This window comes from Clostridium sp. OS1-26 (assembly GCF_030915445.1).
In the GTDB taxonomy this organism is placed as follows: domain Bacteria; phylum Bacillota; class Clostridia; order Clostridiales; family Clostridiaceae; genus Clostridium_AM.
Genome location: NZ_CP133264.1, coordinates 3,947,072 through 3,965,424 on the forward strand (window position 1 = coordinate 3,947,072; position 18,353 = coordinate 3,965,424).

General features: G+C 31.5%; 21 protein-coding genes and 1 pseudogene. All 22 read left to right on the forward strand.

The window, feature by feature from the left end; all coding sequences use genetic code 11:
• The first annotated feature begins 37 nt into the window (after positions 1 to 37).
• The 22 genes and pseudogenes from RCG18_RS19490 to RCG18_RS19595 all read left to right on the forward strand — a co-directional run bounded on the left by RCG18_RS19490 (position 38) and on the right by RCG18_RS19595 (position 18,339).
• Positions 38 to 910 (forward strand): hydrogenase small subunit, encoded by an 873-nt coding sequence (locus RCG18_RS19490; protein ID WP_308037689.1) that lies wholly within the window; start codon positions 38 to 40, stop codon positions 908 to 910.
• 9 nt (positions 911 to 919) lie between these two features.
• Positions 920 to 2,335, forward strand: coding sequence for a nickel-dependent hydrogenase large subunit (locus tag RCG18_RS19495; RefSeq protein ID WP_308037690.1), 1,416 nt, complete (start codon positions 920 to 922; stop codon positions 2,333 to 2,335).
• Complete coding sequence (locus RCG18_RS19500; RefSeq protein ID WP_308037691.1) at positions 2,332 to 2,784, forward strand: hydrogenase maturation protease; 453 nt, start codon at positions 2,332 to 2,334, stop codon at positions 2,782 to 2,784. Before RCG18_RS19495 ends, RCG18_RS19500 begins: the two co-directional genes overlap by 4 nt.
• Positions 2,785 to 2,788: 4 nt before the next feature.
• On the forward strand, positions 2,789 to 3,214 hold the full coding sequence (locus tag RCG18_RS19505) for a cytochrome b5 domain-containing protein (RefSeq protein WP_308037692.1): 426 nt from the start codon (positions 2,789 to 2,791) through the stop codon (positions 3,212 to 3,214).
• Positions 3,211 to 5,535 (forward strand): carbamoyltransferase HypF, encoded by a 2,325-nt coding sequence (hypF, locus tag RCG18_RS19510; RefSeq protein ID WP_308037693.1) that lies wholly within the window; start codon positions 3,211 to 3,213, stop codon positions 5,533 to 5,535. The genes RCG18_RS19505 and hypF overlap by 4 nt, the downstream gene beginning before the upstream one ends.
• The gene (locus RCG18_RS19515; protein WP_308037694.1) at positions 5,513 to 5,743 is read left to right on the forward strand and encodes a HypC/HybG/HupF family hydrogenase formation chaperone; all 231 of its coding nucleotides are present in this window, start codon (positions 5,513 to 5,515) and stop codon (positions 5,741 to 5,743) included. Before hypF ends, RCG18_RS19515 begins: the two co-directional genes overlap by 23 nt.
• Positions 5,736 to 6,815, forward strand: a complete 1,080-nt coding sequence (gene hypD / locus RCG18_RS19520) for a hydrogenase formation protein HypD (protein ID WP_308037695.1) — start codon at positions 5,736 to 5,738, stop codon at positions 6,813 to 6,815. The genes RCG18_RS19515 and hypD overlap by 8 nt, the downstream gene beginning before the upstream one ends.
• Positions 6,808 to 7,809, forward strand: a complete 1,002-nt coding sequence (hypE, locus tag RCG18_RS19525) for a hydrogenase expression/formation protein HypE (protein ID WP_308037696.1) — start codon at positions 6,808 to 6,810, stop codon at positions 7,807 to 7,809. Before hypD ends, hypE begins: the two co-directional genes overlap by 8 nt.
• Before the next feature lie 244 nt (positions 7,810 to 8,053).
• The gene (locus tag RCG18_RS19530) at positions 8,054 to 8,911 is read left to right on the forward strand and encodes an AraC family transcriptional regulator (RefSeq protein ID WP_308042062.1); all 858 of its coding nucleotides are present in this window, start codon (positions 8,054 to 8,056) and stop codon (positions 8,909 to 8,911) included.
• Positions 8,912 to 9,213: 302 nt separating this feature from the next.
• Positions 9,214 to 9,737 (forward strand): annotated as a pseudogene (locus tag RCG18_RS19535) (GrpB family protein).
• 94 nt (positions 9,738 to 9,831) lie between these two features.
• Positions 9,832 to 10,359, forward strand: a complete 528-nt coding sequence (locus tag RCG18_RS19540; RefSeq protein WP_308037697.1) for a GNAT family N-acetyltransferase — start codon at positions 9,832 to 9,834, stop codon at positions 10,357 to 10,359.
• Between the two features lie 185 nt (positions 10,360 to 10,544).
• Positions 10,545 to 10,862, forward strand: coding sequence for a hypothetical protein (locus RCG18_RS19545; RefSeq protein WP_308037698.1), 318 nt, complete (start codon positions 10,545 to 10,547; stop codon positions 10,860 to 10,862).
• 751 nt (positions 10,863 to 11,613) lie between these two features.
• Complete coding sequence (dmpI, locus tag RCG18_RS19550; protein ID WP_308037699.1) at positions 11,614 to 11,796, forward strand: 4-oxalocrotonate tautomerase DmpI; 183 nt, start codon at positions 11,614 to 11,616, stop codon at positions 11,794 to 11,796.
• Between the two features lie 463 nt (positions 11,797 to 12,259).
• Positions 12,260 to 13,207 carry a DUF2520 domain-containing protein gene (locus RCG18_RS19555; protein WP_308037700.1) on the forward strand — a complete coding sequence of 316 codons (948 nt, stop codon included), beginning with the start codon at positions 12,260 to 12,262 and terminating at the stop codon, positions 13,205 to 13,207.
• Positions 13,207 to 14,034, forward strand: a complete 828-nt coding sequence (gene panB / locus RCG18_RS19560; protein ID WP_308037701.1) for a 3-methyl-2-oxobutanoate hydroxymethyltransferase — start codon at positions 13,207 to 13,209, stop codon at positions 14,032 to 14,034. The genes RCG18_RS19555 and panB overlap by 1 nt, the downstream gene beginning before the upstream one ends.
• 21 nt (positions 14,035 to 14,055) lie before the next feature.
• Entirely contained in the window at positions 14,056 to 14,898 is an 843-nt protein-coding gene (panC, locus tag RCG18_RS19565; protein WP_308037702.1) for a pantoate--beta-alanine ligase, read from the forward strand.
• 9 nt (positions 14,899 to 14,907) lie between these two features.
• On the forward strand, positions 14,908 to 15,210 hold the full coding sequence (locus RCG18_RS19570; protein ID WP_308037703.1) for a hypothetical protein: 303 nt from the start codon (positions 14,908 to 14,910) through the stop codon (positions 15,208 to 15,210).
• Positions 15,211 to 15,651: 441 nt separating this feature from the next.
• Positions 15,652 to 15,825 (forward strand): hypothetical protein, encoded by a 174-nt coding sequence (locus tag RCG18_RS19575; RefSeq protein WP_308037704.1) that lies wholly within the window; start codon positions 15,652 to 15,654, stop codon positions 15,823 to 15,825.
• A gap of 29 nt (positions 15,826 to 15,854) precedes the next feature.
• A complete protein-coding gene (locus tag RCG18_RS19580) occupies positions 15,855 to 16,418 on the forward strand; it encodes a cysteine hydrolase (RefSeq protein WP_308037705.1) in 564 nt (187 codons plus the stop codon).
• Positions 16,419 to 16,538: 120 nt separating this feature from the next.
• On the forward strand, positions 16,539 to 17,081 hold the full coding sequence (locus RCG18_RS19585) for a nuclear transport factor 2 family protein (RefSeq protein ID WP_308037706.1): 543 nt from the start codon (positions 16,539 to 16,541) through the stop codon (positions 17,079 to 17,081).
• Entirely contained in the window at positions 17,063 to 17,413 is a 351-nt protein-coding gene (locus RCG18_RS19590; RefSeq protein WP_308037707.1) for a hypothetical protein, read from the forward strand. The genes RCG18_RS19585 and RCG18_RS19590 overlap by 19 nt, the downstream gene beginning before the upstream one ends.
• 110 nt (positions 17,414 to 17,523) lie before the next feature.
• Positions 17,524 to 18,339: a MerR family transcriptional regulator gene (locus tag RCG18_RS19595; RefSeq protein WP_308037708.1), complete on the forward strand. Its 816-nt coding sequence runs from the start codon at positions 17,524 to 17,526 to the stop codon at positions 18,337 to 18,339.
• The last annotated feature ends 14 nt before the right edge of the window (positions 18,340 to 18,353 follow it).

Consider the following 18,353-nt stretch of genomic DNA (forward strand, 5'->3'; position numbering starts at 1 on the left):
ATGAAATAATCAGTAATAAACTGGAGGGATTGGGGTATTGCAAAATCGACAATGTCCTTTAATAGAAGTAAAGAATACGACATCAAGGAGGCTTACTCAAGAGGCAATAGAACTAATTAATAGCAATAGAGCTCTTAGACTAAATGCAATGTGGCTTGAAGTTACAGGCTGTTCCGGAAATATCATATCTTTTCTTAATAGTGAAAACCCAGATCTAACTTATATACTAACTCAATTGGTGAATTTAACTTACAATAATACACTTATGGGAGCGGAAGGCGAGTTTGCTTTTGAACAATTCCTAGAAACATTAAATACTGAATTTATACTTTTAGTTGATGGTGCAGTTTCAACTAAGGAAAATGGCTATTATAACATTATTGCTAATTATAAAGGCAAACCAATCACAGCTTTGGAGGCAATAAAAACTGCAGGAGAAAAGGCGAAATATGTGCTTGCAGTGGGCACATGTGCCTCTCATGGTGGAATCTCTGCTGCAAAGCCTAATCCCTCGGGATGTAAAAGTGTGCAGGAAGTTATAAATAGAGATGTAATAAGGCTGCCTGGTTGTCCCTGTCATCCAGACTGGGTAGTTGGGACTATAGCTCATTTAGTAGGTTATGGTATGCCAGAGGTAGATAATGAAGGAAGACCTCTTTTATTTTATGGAGTGACTATTCATGATAATTGTACGAGAAGAGGATTCTTCGATAAAGGAATATTTTCAGAAAAATTTGGGGATGAAGGATGCATGTTTAAACTAGGTTGTAGAGGTCCTGTTACAAAGACAGATTGCCCAAGAAGACAATGGAACGGCCACGTTAATTGGCCTATAGGGGTCAATACTAATTGCATTGGGTGTTCACAGGCATATTTTCCTGATGGCATGGAACCCTTTGTAAGATATTAGGAGGAATCGATGAGTAGAACTATTAAAATTGATCCTGTAACTAGAATAAGTGGTTTTTTAGAAATAAAAGTAGAAGTAGATAAAAATATTATAGTAAATGCAGAGACTAGTGGTTTGCTATACAGAGGCTTTGAAAAAATGCTTAAAGGTAGATCGCCTTTAGATGCTATATATTTTACGGAAAGAATATGCGGTATATGTTCCACCTCCCACGCTATGGCTTCATCACTAGCTCTAGAGGATGTTTTAAAATTAGAGGTAGATATAAATGATTCTTATATTCGTGATTTAATTCACGGCTTTGAATTTCTACACAATCATATGAGACAATTTTACTATTTTACAGTACCTAGTTTTGTTAAAATGCCTGATATTAAGCCAATATCTCCTCAGGGATATGCTGATTTTAGAATTCCTGAAACATTAAGTGAAAAAATTATAGAAAATTATATGGAAAACATTAAATATAGCAGATTAGCACATGAAGGATTAGCTGTATTAGGCGGAAAAGCACCGCATAGTCATGGTATTTTTGCTGGAGGGGTTACTGTCAATATTGATTCATCTAAATTAATAAAAATTAAGTCAATTATATCGGAACTTAAGCAATTTATTAATAATTCTATGATAAATGATATAAACATTATTTCTCAGTATTATCCCGATTATTTTGAAAAAGGAATATCTTATCCAAACTTTATGAGCTATGGAATTTTTAATAGATATTCAGACCCTGAAATAAGTTATGTAGGCCCATCAGTTATGGTAGCTGGGAAAAAACATCCTCTTGATCCTAGCAAAATTACAGAAAGTATTAAACATGCATGGTATGTAAATGACAAAGATGTAGAAATACCAGGAGAAGGTAATGCTGAAGAAGTAGATATAGCAAAAGCAGGTGCCTATACTTTTATAAAAGCACCTCGTTATGATGGTATGCCTATGGAGGTAGGACCTTTAGCAAGGCTTATGCTTACGGGAGAGTATATAAGAGGAAACTCCTGTATGGATAGAAATATAGCTAGAGTAATAGAAACAAAGAAAATAGTCCAAATAATGGAGAAGCTAACGGAAAGAATTCAATTAAAAAGGAATAATCAGAAGGCATATAAAATTCCAGATAAAGCCTTAGGAGTAGGTTTAATTGACACCATTAGGGGTGCTTTAGGTCATTGGGTACAAATAGAGAATAAGGTTATAAAATATTATGATGTTATTACGCCTACAATGTGGAATTTATCGCCTAAGGACAATAAAGGTCTACCTGGAGCTCTGGAAAAAGCATTGATAGGCTCTAAAATAAATGATACAAATCAACCAGTAGAGATAGGAAGAATAGCTAGGTCCTTTGATCCATGCGTATCCTGTGCCACACACATAGCAGGGAATAATCAAGAACCGATAAGAATCGAGATTTTAGTATGAAGGTTAAAGTTATAGCTATAGGCAATATTTTAATGGGTGATGACGGTATAGGTATTGCTGTTGCAGAAAAAATAAAGTATGAACTAGAAGAAGACAACATAGAAGTTATAATAGGAGAAACTGATTTTAATTATTGTACTTCTACGATAGAGGAAGGGGATTATATATTTATTTTAGATGGAGCCTATTATGGTAAAAAACCAGGAGAAATAACCCTTTGTCCTATTAGAGAATATAAATCCTTTAAAAAAGAATATAGTCAGCATAGTTTTGGACTGCTGGATTTAATAAGCCTGAATTATAAAGATGTAGAAGGATATATTGTTGGAATTGAAATAAGTAATGTGGATTTTAATTTAGGCTTAAGTGAGATTTTAGCAAATAACCTCCGCATGATTTCTAGAGAAACTATAAATATTGTAAGGAGTATTTTGAAAAATAGGGAGTAAAACAATGAATAAAAGATGTGAGTTATCACAAAAGCTCTATTGTATTCGAGCTAAAATATATTATTACAGACAGTTGACAATCTTTAGCTTATGTCCATACCAAAGAAATTATTATCTAAATTTATTGCAAAGAGAGATAAAAACTTTAGAAGATATTAAGGAAAGATGCACTAGTAATCGGGAAAGTTTAGAAAAGCAAAGAGAATTTACTATAGAAGAACTGGCAAAATACAATGGAGAAGGTGGAATGCCAGCCTATGTTGCTGTTAACGGAGTGGTATATGATGTTAGTATGAATATAACTTGGGCTGGCGGAACTCATTTTGGTTTATACGCCGGAAAAGATTTAACAAAACAGTTTTCAAGTTGTCATTTAGGTGTATCAATAGTTTTAAGTAATCTTCCTAAAGTAGGAACCTTAAAGAAATGAAGGTGATATATCTGAAAAATAGTAAATTATTTAATGATAAAAAAAGATATTTATTAAAAATATATGGTATTGTACAAGGAGTCGGATTCCGGCCTTTTGTATATAAAAAAGCTAAAGAATATCTGATAAATGGTTGGGTGAACAATGCTGGTGGCACAGTTGTTATAGATTGCAGCGGAATAAAAGATAACCTTAAAAGCTTTATACTAAGTCTTATTAAGGAGCCTCCATCTTTAGCAAAAATAGAAAAAGTGGAATGCATTTCTCTTGAAGGCTCCCCTTATGAAGACTTTACCATTAAGGAAAGCACAGAAAAGTTAAGCAAGATAAAATTCGTTTCACCGGATGTTGGAACATGCCCTAAGTGCATTGAAGATATAATGAAAAAGAAAACAGACAGGTATAGATATGCCTTTACTAATTGTACAGAATGTGGACCTAGATACTCTATTATTAAAGCTTTACCCTATGACCGGAAGACTACCACAATGAAGTCTTTTGAAATGTGTTCAAGTTGTAAAGCAGAGTATGAGGATCCAATGAGTAGGCGTTTTCATGCACAGCCAAATTGCTGTGAAAAGTGTGGTCCGACTCTTACTTTAACAAATAATAAAAAAGAGATTATAAAATGTGATGATCCTGTTTTAGAAACTAGCAAATTGATAAAGCAGGGTAAAATTATTGCCATAAAGGGTATAGGAGGATTCCATTTAGTTTGTAGCGGTAAAGATGAAGAAGCCATAGAAGAACTTAGGATAAGAAAGAAAAGACCTCATAAACCTTTAGCATTGATGATGAAAGATTTGGAGGTTGCAAGGAGGTATTGTGAAATATCTCAGGCTGAGGAAAAGGTTTTAACAAATAATAAAAGACCTATTGTGCTGGTTAATAAAAAAGAACTGTGTGAGTTGCCGCAAAATATAGCAGCTAAGCAAAATAAACTTGGGATTATGTTGCCATATACTCCGCTGCATTATTTATTATTTGAAGAGGATATAGAGGTTATTGTTATGACTAGTGGAAACATAAGCGGAGAACCTATTCAGTATAAAAATAATGAAGCTATAGAGCACTTAGGGAAGGTTGCAGACTATTTTTTAATACACGATAGAGAAATATATGTACCTATTGATGATTCTGTTGTAAAGGTAATTTTTAATAAGGAAGCTGTAATTCGAAGAGCTCGAGGTTATAGTCCTTATGGGATAAATTTACGGATAAAAAGGAATATAGGAGCTTTAGGCGCAGAACAAAAAAATACCTTTTGCTTGTCACGAAATGGCTATGCATATATGAGTCAGTACTTAGGAGACTTAAGGTATTTAGATGTATATAAAAATTACCAGTATATTATAAAACATCTTACTAATTTGTTAGATATACAGCCTGAAGTATTTGCACATGACAATCATCCTGACTATTTATCTACTTATTATGCAAATAAACAACAGGGAAGAAAAATTTCAGTGCAGCATCATCATGCTCATATGGTTAGCTGCATGGCTGAACATGATATTTATGAACCAGTTATAGGAGTTATTTATGATGGAACTGGACTAGGTATAGATGGAGCTGTATGGGGTGGAGAATTTTTTATCGGCACAAGAGACTCCTTTAAGAGAGTAGCTCATCTCAAATATGTATCAATACAAGGTGGAGACAAAGCTATTAGAGAAACATGGAGATGTGCCTTAAGTTATCTACATTCCATAGGATATGATGAATTAAATTTTATTAATGAGGAAGAAAAGGAAAAAGTAGGACTAGTTAAGCAGGCTTTAAATTTAGGCTTAAATTGTTATAAGTCTTCAAGTATGGGACGTTTATTTGATTGTGTTGCTGCATTAATAGGAATTAGAAAATGCATTACTTATGATGCTCAAGCTGCTATTGAGTTAGAAAATATCGCTGATTGCTCAATTACAGAGCATTATAAATATGATATATATACGGAAAATAATATGTATCAAATAGATTACAAAAGTATCATAGATGGAGTGCTGAAGGATTTAAAAGATGGTGAACTTGCTGGTGTAATATCAGCTAAATTCCACAATACCATAGCAGCCTTTACTGAGGATTTAGTTTTGAAAATAGGAAGGTGCTATAGTATTAATAAGGTAGTGCTTAGTGGAGGAGTATTTGAGAATCAATATTTACTAAAGAGTATATATCAAAGTTTAAAAGCAAAACAGTTTCAAATTTTTTATAACGAGCAAATTCCCACAAACGATGGTGGAATATCTTTTGGGCAGTTAGTTATTGCAGATGCTATTATTGAGAAAGAGGAGAGAGCAGATGTGTCTTGCCATACCAGCTAAAATTATAAACATTGATGGAGACTATGCTGCTGTAGATATCATGGGGCTAGAGAGCAGTGTAAATATACAGCTTATAGAAAAAGTTAACGTAGGAGACTATATTTTAGTTCATGCAGGATGCGGCATACAAAAAATTGATATAAATTATTTTGATTATCTACAAGGGGTACTTAAGGAAGTAGTTAACAGTGAGGATAGTTATGAATGATAAAAGTCTAATGTCTAGGTTAGTTAAAGATATACAAGCATCACCTGCAGAAGGTTTAAACATTATGGAAGTATGCGGTACCCATACTCAGGCTATATCAAAACTAGGTATAAGAGAAGTGGTTTCTCCTAAAATAAATTTATTATCCGGACCAGGATGTCCTGTATGTGTTACACCGGCTTCGTATATAGATGCAGCAATAGAGCTTTTAAATAAAGAAAATGTTATTTTGACAACCTTTGGAGATCTGATGAGAGTAAAGGGAAGCAGCGAAAATTTAATCAATCAGAGGGAAAAAGGAAAAAAGATTCGAATTGTATACTCACCATTAGAAGTTCTCCAAATTGCAAAAGAAAATAGAAATGCAGAAGTAGTATTTCTAGCTGTAGGTTTTGAAACCACGGCACCTTTAATCGCGCTATCCATAGAAACAGCTAAAAAAAATAATATTAGCAATGTTTCTTTTCTTACAAGCTTAAAATCCATGAAACCAGTTATGAATAGAATACTAAAAGATAAACATCATGAAATAGGTGGAATAATTTGTCCAGGACATGTTGCAGTTGTTAAAGGGGCTGAGTACTTTAGATTTATATCAGAAGAATATAATATCCCAGCGGTGGTAGCAGGTTTTGAGGCACTAGATATATTAGGGGCTATATATTTCCTAGTACAGCAACGTAACAGTAAAAAAAGAAGCTTTGAAAATTTATATAAAAGATGTGTGACTCCACAGGGAAACTTATTTGCAAATGGGCTGATGGAGGAAGTGTTCTCACTACATAATTCAGAGTGGAGAAGCATAGGTAATATAGAAAATTCTGCATTTCACATTAAAGATAAATATGAGGACTTTGACAGCTTAAAAAAATTTGATATTGATATAAAAGATAATATGTATGATCAAAACTGTATTTGTAGTGAGATACTATTAGGACGAAAATTACCTAGTTTATGTAGATTGTTTGGAACTTCCTGTAACCCTGAATCTCCACTAGGACCTTGCATGGTATCCTCTGAGGGGTCCTGTGCTATATTCTATAAATATCAAAGGAGGATTGAGCATGAATGATATTATTAAGTTAGTACATGGTGATGGAGGTAGGCATACCCATGATCTAATTGAAAGTATTTTCTATGAATACTTTAGAAATGATTTATTGATTAATGGAATAGATGCAGCAACCTTTGCTGTGAAACAGGGTAGGATGGCTTTTACTACAGACTCATTTGTTGTAAAGCCTCTTTTTTTTAAGGGAGGAGACATTGGAAAACTTGCGGTATATGGTACTGTAAATGATTTAGCGGTATCAGGTGCAAAACCATTATATTTAAGTACGGCATTTATTATTGAAGAGGGATTCCCTTTGGAATCACTTAAACGTATAGTTGTATCTATAGGGGATGCCTGCATGCAAGCAGGAGTTAAAGTTGTGACAGGAGATACTAAGGTTGTAGAAAAAGGAAGAGGCGATGGAATCTTTATAAATACTTCTGGAGTAGGAATTATAGAAGATGATTTTAGTATAAGATCTATTGAAGAAGGAGACAGAATTATTGTAACTGGCGGTATTGGGGAACATGGCACAGCCATAGCACTTGATAGATATGATATAAAGGTTAAGGGGAATTTTGAAAGTGATTGTGCTCCTCTTAATAAAATTGTGATGAAGCTAAAAAGGTTCTACCCTTCTATAAAGATTATGAAAGACCCTACTAGAGGAGGATTAGCCACAGCTCTAAATGAGATAGCGAGTCTTTCAGGCTTAGGAGTGTGTGTAGAGGAAGGATGTGTACCTCTACGTAAAGAAGTGAAAGCTGCAAATGAACTTCTCGGGTTGGATCCTTTATATATGGCTTGCGAGGGTAGGTTAATATTAGTAGTAAGCAAGGAAGCAGCAGATAGTTTACTTGAAGAAATTATAAAAATAGAGAGATGCGAGGAAGCAAAGATAATTGGAAGCTTTGTTAAAGAACCTTATAATATGGTATATATGGAGACTTTTCTTGGTGGTAAAAGAATATTGAATATGTTAGAGGGAGAAATGCTACCAAGGATATGCTAGGAGTTGACTGAAAGGAGCGATGATGTTATTTTTCTTAAAAAGGATACAAGCAAACTAGATTTTTCGAAAATTAATGCGTCAAGTTTTTAGAAGATTGATTAAAGGGAGTAAGTTATATAGAAAAATAGTAATTTAATGTACAGGTTATTTAATAATCTTTCAGACAAGACAAAACATAACACAAAAAGTCGGGAACAATCGCTTGAAAAGAGATAAGATATATGTACAGACAGGGGTGATGATTATAGGGTGGATTGAAGGAATCGGTGAAGCTATCAATTATATTGAGGAGAATATCACTGAAGAAATCGCAATAGAAAATATTGCAAAAAAAGCATTTATGTCGACCTTCTATTTCCAAAAAGGCTTTGCAATGCTTTGTGGTTTTACGGTCGGAGAGTACATTAGACAACGCAGGCTTACCCTTGCCGGTAGTGAGATTGTTTCCACTGATGAAAAAATCATTGATATTGCACTGAAATATGGCTACGCCTCACCGGATAGTTTCACAAAAGCTTTTACTCGATTTCATGGTGTCACACCTACTGCTGTTCGAAAAGATGGAGCAATGATTAAATCGTTTGCTCCGCTGAAAATCAAATTTTCATTGGAAGGCGGTTATATTATGGATTACAAAATTGTTGAAAAAGATTCGTTTACTATCATGGGTGTATCAAAGGTGTTTAAATATGATAGTGCAACTACAGAAATCCCACAGTTTTGGACAGAGCATTATCAAACAGAAAAGGGGAAATTTGTATGCGGAATGTACGGAGTATGCATAGATGAGAGTATGGATTCAAATGAGTTTGAATATTTGATTGCAGACAATTATAATCCGTCTATAGAGATGCCTAATGGTTTTGTTACAAAGATTATTCCTAAACACACGTGGGCTGTTTTTGCTTGCAAGGGTGCAATGCCGAAATCTCTGCAAGATGTGAACAAAAAAATCTTCTCAGAATGGCTGCCTAATTGCAAGGATTATGAAATTGCAGCAGGTTACAATATTGAAATGTACGCCAATACGGCTGATTATCCGCAAGGTAATCAAGATGAAAACTACTACAGCGAAATTTGGATTCCTGTTAAGAAAAAATAACTACGTAAAAGAGCATAATTCGGAGTTCATCAAATTCCAATTTGCTTGACTGAACAAGATGAACATAATGTGTGGTTGAGTTGATGCTATTGTAAAACTAACAAGTCCTACACCCTTGGTTAAAAGGATGTAGGACTATTTATTGCTAGAATAAAGTTCCTTTATTTATGTTGGAAAAAATTTGTATAATCTTATTAATATATAAAGTCATATTCAATGGATAAAATTACAACAAATACTTGCATTTAACAGTCATCTGTGATATTCTGTGATAATCTAAATTTTTATTGGGGGATGTAAAAATGAGAACAAAAAATGTGATTGTTATTTCATATGATTCCAATTGGAGTCATGAATTTGAAAAAATAAAGGTATATCTAGAAAAATCACTTGGAGATACAATTCTTGGAATTGAGCATGTAGGAAGTACTTCAATAGAAGGGTTAGCCGCTAAACCTATTATAGACTTAGATGTTGTTATAGAAAGCTATAATAATTTTGAAGAAGTTAAATCTCGTCTAGAAAGTTTAGGATACTATTATGAAGGTGATTTAGGAATAAAGAATAGACAAGCTTTTGCATATGATGAAAAGCAAAAAAAGAGTTTATGACTCACCATTTATATGTTTGCCCCAAGTATTCTGAGGAGTTAAAGAGACATCTAGCTTTTCGCAATTATATGAGAACACATAAAGAAGATATAGACAAGTATAGTGAGGTTAAACTACAAGCAGCAAAGCTGTATCCAACAGATATTGATAGTTATTTAGAATACAAAAGTCCTTGCATTATTGAAATTTATAGGAAAATCGGATTAGAAAAGTAAAATAAAAAAGTTACTACATGACAAATGTTATTACGTATTCTTCTTATATTGTGATGGAACAAAATTTATATTTTACTTGATTTGGAGGCAACGCATGAACATTATTATTGAATTGGGAAAAGAAAATGATATTGATGAATTAGAAAATCTTTATAATGATTTAAATGATTATTTGGCAGATGGAGTAAATTATCCTGGATGGATAAAAGGTATATATCCTATAAGGCAAAATGCAATTGATGGAGTAAAAAATAGAAATCTTTATGTAGCAAAGAATAATGGAAAAATCATTGGTTCTATTATTTTAAGTCACGAGCCTGAACAGGCATATTATAATGTTAAGTGGGGATTTGAATCTGACTATTCAGATGTTTTTGTTATACATACATTTGTCGTCCATCCGAAATTTATGCAATGTGGTGTAGGTAAAACACTAATTGAGTTTGCTGATGAATATAGTATTAAGTCAAAAGCCAAATCAATTAGGCTGGATGTTTACGAAGGTAATATACCCGCCATTACACTTTATGAAAAATGCGGTTTTAAATACATTGATACTGTTGATTTGGGACTTAAAAATTACGGATTGGATTGGTTTAAACTATATGAAAAATTAATATAAGATAATATGTATAGTCTTATATTAATTTTTTGCACACTTTTTTTATATCATAAGCTAACAAGTCCTACACTCTTGATTAAAAGAATGTAGGACCATTTATTGCTATAATAAAATTCCTTTATTTTCATTGGTGGAAATTGTATAATTAAAGTGTTCTATATCATTAGATTTTTGGAGGTTTTAATATGAATGAAAATGAACCTATAGAAATAGTTGTCGAGCAGACATTAGATATCGATGCTTGGAAAGATATTATTAAAGAAGTAATTGATAACGGACACTTTGTAAACGTTTACAAAGAATTAAACATTAAAAATTATACCGAATTTTTTACTGTACATGATAAAGAAGCCTATTCTATAACTATTACTTGTTACATAGATGATTTTTACGATATTCTATCATTCCTACAGGAAAGGCATAAAGCCAGAGATATTATATGTGTTAATCAAGGCATAGAAGAATTAAATGATGAAATTGAATTCTCTGAGGATGATAAATAAAAGGAAAAATAAATTGATAACTAAAGTCTGCATCTACTTTTAGATACAGGCTCTTTATAGATTACAGGAGGCTAATCGGAGAAATTTTTATCTATAGTTTATACAGTTATAGGATAATTATTATAAAAGCTATATAACATTGCTTAACCGACATCAAAGTGGTTATAATTCAATATGTATTCCTATACTGGGATGCTTTCCTTACTAAATTTATACAGCTGGCTTAATGCCAGCTTATTTTTTATATAATTCTTATAGTGGTTATAATTTTCTTTTGCTGTTAACAACTCAATTAGAAGTGATATTTTGAAAAGTTACATAAGAATAGATCTACTTTTAACTATAGCTTGATTTTTACTATAGAAGTTATTTGTAGAATAATATTTAGAAAGATTTTCATGGTTACCAAAACTTATTGGGCGATATGCCAAATGTAACATTTAAACTTTATGCGAACTTGAACCATTTGTTTATGCCTTCTGTTTATGGCGAGATATTAAAAACAAAAAAGAGTATAAGGTTGCACAGCATGTAGATAAATAAGTTATAAGTGACATTTCCAACTGGGTTCTTGGGATTTAGAGAATATATATAGAATTTTTAAAAAGTTCATTATTCACACTAAGTTTCTTTTTAGGTAGTACATTACAAAAAAGTGCATTCTTGATTAAATGAAAATTACTGTTAGAATAATAGCATGAATTAATTCAACAAGCAAAAGTAGTCATGATTACATTAGGAGGAGAAAATTATGCCAGTAATAACATTAGAAGGATCAAAATTAAGTAAAGAACAAAAGAGCAAATTAGTAAGTGAATTAACAACATCAGCTGCTAAAATTATGAATATACCGGAAAAAGCATTTGTAGTTTTAGTGAAAGAAAATGAAAAAGAAAATATTGGTGTAGGAGGACAACTAATATCTGAAGTATAAAGTATTGAAATATGAGTTTTAGATTAGATAAATTAGAAAGATGAAAGCAATATCTTAAATTTACTACAGTTAGATATAGGGGAAAATTACCAGAAACTATAATAAGACACATTTTTCTTATATCGTAAAACTAACAAGTCCTACACTCTTAATTAAAAGAATGTAGGACTATTTTTTACTATAATAAAATTCCAATGTAGAATAGTGGGATTGTTTATAGCTTATGCAGTTATATAATAATTATTACAGAATTTACATATACTATTTAAAACAGTTATATTTATCAACGACTTTGAATTAATGGATTTTTAACAACTTCTGGGAAGTTTGAAAAATTATAGTTGTTAAATTAAAGATTAAGTGATAGAATATCTCTGGGTAGTATCTTAATAGAGCTATACCAGATTTTTTGCATTAAAATTATAATACAACTCATATCTATTGGAATGAGATTGAAATTAAGATGTTGTATCACACATATGGAGGTGATACTATTAAAATTGGTTTTATTGGGCCTGGGAAGGTAGGCGTAAATTTAGGACGCTACTTTACTCATAAGGGGTTAGACTTAAGTGGTTTTTATGGAAAAGACATAAAAAGTGCTTCAGAAGCAGCTAATATTACTAAATCTAAATTTTATGACAATATTCAAGAACTTATTAAGGAAAGCGATATATTATTTATTACAACATCTGATGACATCATCTCAATTATAGATAGTAAATTATCCAAATTTGATCTAAAAAGCAAGTCAATTTGCCATACAAGTGGATCACTTAAATCAAATGTATTATGTAATGCCAAACATTCTGGTGCATTGATCTATTCTATACATCCAATATTTGCGTTTTCAAATAAAAATATGAACTTAGAAGGATTTGAAAAAATCTATTTTTCCATTGAAGGTGACATTCTTGAAGATTCAATAGTTTTAAAATTGTTTAAAGTTCTAGGAAATAACTTCTTTATAAGAGATAAAGAAACATCTTCAACTTATCATCTGGCTAATGTATTTATTTCTAATCTTATATTATCTTTACTAGAAGTAGGAATTAATTATTTTAAAGCACTTGGACTAAGGGAAGAGGAAGCTTTAAAAGCTGTAAAACCACTTATAAATGGAAATATAGAAAGCATTTATTCAAAGGGATTTATAAATTCTTTAACAGGGCCTGTCTTAAGAGGAGATGTTAAAACAATAGAGAAACATCTTTCGGTTTTAAAAGAAAAGGATAAAAAGCTTTATAGTTTATTATCTTTGAATTTATTAAATCTTGTTGCTTTGAAAAATTTTGAAAAAAAAGATTATACTCATTCTTCTATTGTTAATAATGGAGATATACTGAAAAATTTATTAAAGAATTCTAAAAAACATTTGGAGATCTATGAAATTTTAGGAGGAACAGAATAGTGAAAAATACAGTATTGACTTTTAAAAATGCTAAAGCTGAAGGAAAGAAAATAAGTATGCTTACAGCATATGATTATTCAATGGCTAAAATTATTGATGAAAGTGGCGTTAATGGAATTTTAATAGGAGATTCTCTTGGTATAGTTATTAAAGGAGAAGAAGATACTTTAGGTGTTACAGTAGATGAAATAATTTATCATACAAAGGCTGTTAAAAGGGGAGCTAGAAATGCATTGATTGTAAGTGATATGCCATTCTTATCCTATAGTGTTTCAGTAGAACAAGCTGTTTTGAATGCAGGAAGGTTAATTAGGGAGGGCGGAGCTAATGCAGTAAAACTGGAAGGTGGAGCTAATGTTGTAGAACAAATTAAAGTGATTGTAAATGCTCAAATTCCAGTAATGGGGCATTTAGGACTAACTCCTCAATCTGTTAATGCTTTCGGAGGATTTAAAGTTCAAGGAAAAGATGAACTTGCGGCTAAAAAACTTATAGAAGATGCAGTTCTTATCGAAAAAGCAGGTGCATTCTCTATTGTGCTTGAGGGAATTCCAGAAAAAGTGGCAGAAATTATTACAAAATCAGTTTCTATACCAATTATAGGTATTGGAGCAGGCAAGCATTGCGATGGACAGATTTTAGTTTATCAAGATATGCTTGGAATGTTTAATGATTTTGTACCAAAGTTCGTAAAACAGTATGCAAGTGTTGGGACGATTATGAGAGAAGCTATTAGTTCTTATGTTAAAGAAGTACAGGAAGGAACTTTTCCAGAAGAAAAACATTCCTTTAAAATTGATGAAAATGAATTAAAAAAACTATATTAATTGTAAAAAGGATATCGGACAATGTTAGTAAAAGAAATAAATGAGCTTAGAAGTTTAATTAAAGCATGGAGGAAAGAAGGACTTTCAATAGGTTATGTTCCAACTATGGGAGCTTTGCATGAAGGACATGAAAGTTTAGTTAAAAAAGCAGTAAAAGAAAATGATAAGGTAGTTGTCAGCGTTTTTGTAAATCCAACACAATTTGGTCCAAATGAAGATTATGACAGTTATCCTAGAGATATTAATAGGGATTTGGAAATATGTATAAATGTAGGTGCAAGTATAGTTTTTAGTCCTGATCCAAGTGAAATGTATTATGATAATAGGTCTACAATCGTTAGTGTCTCAAACCTTACAAGTGTACTTTGTGGTGCGAAAAGACCAGGACATTTTGATGGAGTCTGTTTAGTGGTCTCTAAGCTTTTAAATATTGTAACTCCTGATAGAGCTTATTTCGGACAAAAGGATGCGCAACAAGTGGCTGTTATAAAAAGAATGGTTAGAGATCTAAATATAGATGTAGAAATAATAGAATGCCCAATAATCCGAGAAGATGATGGATTAGCTAAAAGTTCAAGAAATGCTTATTTATCAAAGGAAGAAAGAAAAGCAGCCTTAGTATTAAGTAGAAGTTTAAACAAAGCAAAGGAAATGCTAAAACAAGGAGAAAGAAAAGCAAATATTATTAAAGAAATAATAAAAGAAGAAATTAGTAAGGAACCATTAGCAAAAATTGATTATGTAGAAGTAGTGGATAGCGAGTTATTAGAGAATGTTGAGATGATAGAAAAAAACATTTTAGTTCCAATAGCTGTATATATAGGGGAGACAAGATTAATAGATAATTTTATTTTTGAAATATAATTATTCTTGATGTCGATAACAGATAGATTTGAATACATTTCTAATTGGGCAGAAAAATTTGATTTATATGACGAACTATTAAACTCAATATTTGCTTCACTATGGAATGATAAAATATACAAACCTTTAATTGAACCAGAAGGATTTCAGAGGAATTTACCAGTACTAAAGTCAGCTGTAATAGGTGATTTGAGTTGGTTTAGTTCGCATCTCAAAATATTTTATACGCATGATGAATTTTACCCACCAACAGGACTATATCATCCTTCATACTTGATGACAAAGCAATACTACATAGATAAACGAGTTTGATATATAATTATAAAAATATATATAAATTTATTTAGAAGGGACATTTATGGTGGAAATTATAGCACAATTTTTTATAAAAGATGAGAAGATAGAAGAAGCTCTATGAAAAATACAAAGAGGGTTTATCCATAAAAGTTCTTTCTGAAATGTATTATTTGTCTCCCAAAAGTATTCAAAAAATTATTTTAAAAATGAAAAGAGAAAACCAATAACAAAATGTGCCGTAAGATAAAAAGCTTAATGGCGCATTTTTAGTTCAGAAAAATGTTATAGGTTGATGCGCTGATGCATCGAATGATATCATTTAAATAGAATTTATCAGCTCAATAAATAGTTTGCAAATTAAATAAGAAATTTGAAGTGTAGTAATGATGAAGTGGAAACTTGAATCAGATGGGGTAGTCATCGGATAAACATAAGATGTATTTCATAGAAACATAGATGTTAATTAAGGCTATAGATTTTTTACGGGGGATTATTAATTATATTCAACTTAATTTAAGAGATGATGAAAAACTAATTAGGAGACTTAAGCGTCTTGGATTATATAAAAATATGGACACAATAAATGTTGCTGCAACTGATGTTTTTATATTGATTAAGTCAAAATGGTAGGATATGACACAAGAAGGTGATGTGAAATTATGGGAAATAAAAAGTATAATAACTCACAAAAAGCATTATTAGTGATAGACATTCAAGAAGACTATACTGGAACAACGGCAAAAGCTCCATATCCCTACAAAGACTCTGAAAGATTGATTACAACAGTGAATAAGATAATAGAGGAGGCCTCCAAGAAGAATATAATCACTGTATATATTCGCCAAGAATTTGACGGCTTTTTTGGTAGGATGCTATCGAGAGTCGTTGGACATAGAACAGCTATCAAAGGAAAACCAGGAACTGAGTTTGATAAACGAATCAATATCATGTCCAACCATTGTTTTTCAAAACCAATGCCAGATGCGTTTTCTAATCCTAAATTTGAAGCTTTTTTAGCTGAACAAAAAATTAACGAACTATATCTTGTTGGACTAGATGCAGCAGGGTGTGTTTATTTTACAGCAAAGGGAGCCTTAAAACGAGGATACAATGTCTCTATCATCAAAGACGGAATTGTCTTACTAGCTGAAAATAAATGGGGCAACCTTTTAAAGAAGTTTAAACAGGATGGCATTACTCTTATATCGAGTAATGAATTTTAGAAATAAGTTTATAAAATAAGAGATATGCATACAAAATACGAATAACTGGTACCAATATTAAAATTACTTATTATGGTAAAGAAATAAATTATTTTTAAATGGGACAAGGATATTTTAAGAATGAATAATTTTGGAGTACAGTATTTAAAAAAATCATCAGGAGTATCCTTGGAAAAAAATAATACATTGCAAAAGATTAACATCGAGATTTCGGAGATTAAAAAGGTTCTTTGTCAATTTCAAGATGGATATACAAAGAGAGACAAAAAAAATGTTGAAGATTTTGTTGAAAAACTCTTTATAATGGGAGATGGCACATGTGTTCTTGGTACTGGAACTGGTGAACTATTTTTAGGCATCGAACAAGTAAAAACTTTGATTAAAAATGACTGGGAATATTGGGGTGATGTCAATATAGATTTGGAAAACATACATATTGACAATAAAGATGAGGTTGCTTGGTTTGCTACTACAGGTACTGTGAAATACACTTTTGAAGATACTCAAGAAAGATATGATAATTATCTTAATTTTATCAAAAATAAAACTAAAGAGTCTAAACTTACACCAAAGCAAAAAATTACATTTATTAACTGGGTTTTAGCTCTAACATATCACCAAAGGTTAGAGAAAAAAGAGAATATTTGTGGCCTCTACGTTTAAGTGGAGTTCTTTTAAAAGATAATAGTAAATGGAAATTTGCCAATATTCAATTTTCCATTCCAAAAGCAAATTTCTCGGATGAACTATCTTCACGTGTTTTAAGTGAACTTGAAAGTCTGTTTCAATCAGACCTTACATCGAAAGAGAAAATATTCGCTATACATAGAAGAATCGCCTGTGCACTAAAAGAAAGTGCTACATGGCAAAATTATACTTGCCCTATTAGACTTACCGCAGTAATTTTAAATCATGTTGAAAGACCTGTCTTTCAACATATACATTTTTCATTTCCTTGCTATTGGATACTTGAAGGGAAAATGGATAGTCTTTAAATTTTAAAAAGAAAAATAAATCTATAGAAATAATAAAATAGTAATATTTATGATTTTAATTTGACTCCACCCTAAGGGTGGAGTTTATAATATAATAAAGGAGGATGAAAGTGAATAATCAAATCAAAATAAGCGATTTTGTTAAATTAACCAGAAGCACATTAAAAACTGTTTTGTATTATCATAAAATTGGTTTATTGCAGGAACCAAAACGTTCATCAAGTGGTTATCGTTTGTATGGAGCAGAGGAACTTGATCGAATGAGAATGATTAAACATTTAAAAAACTTAGGGCTAGATTTGAAACAAATAAAAGAAATATTGAGAGATACAAAGAATCAAAATAATTTAAGTGATGTGCTAAAGTCATTGCAAGCTGAGCTTTTAAAAGAAAAAAAGAACATCGAAGATCAATTATCCAAGATAGAAATATTATTAAAGCAACAAACAGTACTTCTTGAAAAAGCTTCCTTTGAATCTGAAGCATTTCAAATGATTACAGAAATATTGGAACCAGTTCAGGTTGAAAATTATGTCAAAGTATCTCCTGAACTATTTGAACAACAGCGGAATACTTTTGGTATCATAGAAGATTTTCAATGGGGAGAAGATTACAAAGAAAGTTTTAGAGCAATAGCAGAATATTTTAAATTACATCCTGAGCAATATCAAATAGCTTTAGATTTTGGCAAACGTCTCGCCAAGTTGAAAGAAATGTCTGAAGAAGATCCAGAAGTTGAAATTCTAGCCAGGGAAGGTGCAGAATTTATAAAGAGCATACCTTTTCTGAAGGAAATGCTATGTGATAAGTCTGGATTTGGAATAACGTATGAAAATTTATTTAATGAGATGGCAAAGGATGTTCTATCACCAGCTCAAATGAAACATAAGCAGCTTATACAAAAATATCTTAATTATAGACCATAAACATATTGAAAGGA

Bases quoted from the DNA above. Each gene is read 5' to 3' on its own strand.
- RCG18_RS19540 (WP_308037697.1), top strand. From the start codon at position 9,832: ATGAACATTATTATTGAATTGGGAAAAGAAAATGATATTGATGAATTA.
- RCG18_RS19545 (WP_308037698.1), top strand. From the start codon at position 10,545: ATGAATGAAAATGAACCTATAGAAATAGTTGTCGAGCAGACATTAGAT.
- RCG18_RS19505 (WP_308037692.1), top strand. From the start codon at position 2,789: ATGAATAAAAGATGTGAGTTATCACAAAAGCTCTATTGTATTCGAGCT.
- hypE (WP_308037696.1), top strand. From the start codon at position 6,808: ATGAATGATATTATTAAGTTAGTACATGGTGATGGAGGTAGGCATACC.
- RCG18_RS19585 (WP_308037706.1), top strand. From the start codon at position 16,539: ATGAATAATTTTGGAGTACAGTATTTAAAAAAATCATCAGGAGTATCC.
- RCG18_RS19580 (WP_308037705.1), top strand. From the start codon at position 15,855: ATGGGAAATAAAAAGTATAATAACTCACAAAAAGCATTATTAGTGATA.
- panC (WP_308037702.1), top strand. From the start codon at position 14,056: ATGTTAGTAAAAGAAATAAATGAGCTTAGAAGTTTAATTAAAGCATGG.
- dmpI (WP_308037699.1), top strand. From the start codon at position 11,614: ATGCCAGTAATAACATTAGAAGGATCAAAATTAAGTAAAGAACAAAAG.
- RCG18_RS19495 (WP_308037690.1), top strand. From the start codon at position 920: ATGAGTAGAACTATTAAAATTGATCCTGTAACTAGAATAAGTGGTTTT.
- RCG18_RS19500 (WP_308037691.1), top strand. From the start codon at position 2,332: ATGAAGGTTAAAGTTATAGCTATAGGCAATATTTTAATGGGTGATGAC.
- hypD (WP_308037695.1), top strand. From the start codon at position 5,736: ATGAATGATAAAAGTCTAATGTCTAGGTTAGTTAAAGATATACAAGCA.
- RCG18_RS19515 (WP_308037694.1), top strand. From the start codon at position 5,513: ATGTGTCTTGCCATACCAGCTAAAATTATAAACATTGATGGAGACTAT.
- RCG18_RS19575 (WP_308037704.1), top strand. From the start codon at position 15,652: ATGTTAATTAAGGCTATAGATTTTTTACGGGGGATTATTAATTATATT.
- RCG18_RS19555 (WP_308037700.1), top strand. From the start codon at position 12,260: ATGTTGTATCACACATATGGAGGTGATACTATTAAAATTGGTTTTATT.
- hypF (WP_308037693.1), top strand. From the start codon at position 3,211: ATGAAGGTGATATATCTGAAAAATAGTAAATTATTTAATGATAAAAAA.
- RCG18_RS19570 (WP_308037703.1), top strand. From the start codon at position 14,908: ATGTCGATAACAGATAGATTTGAATACATTTCTAATTGGGCAGAAAAA.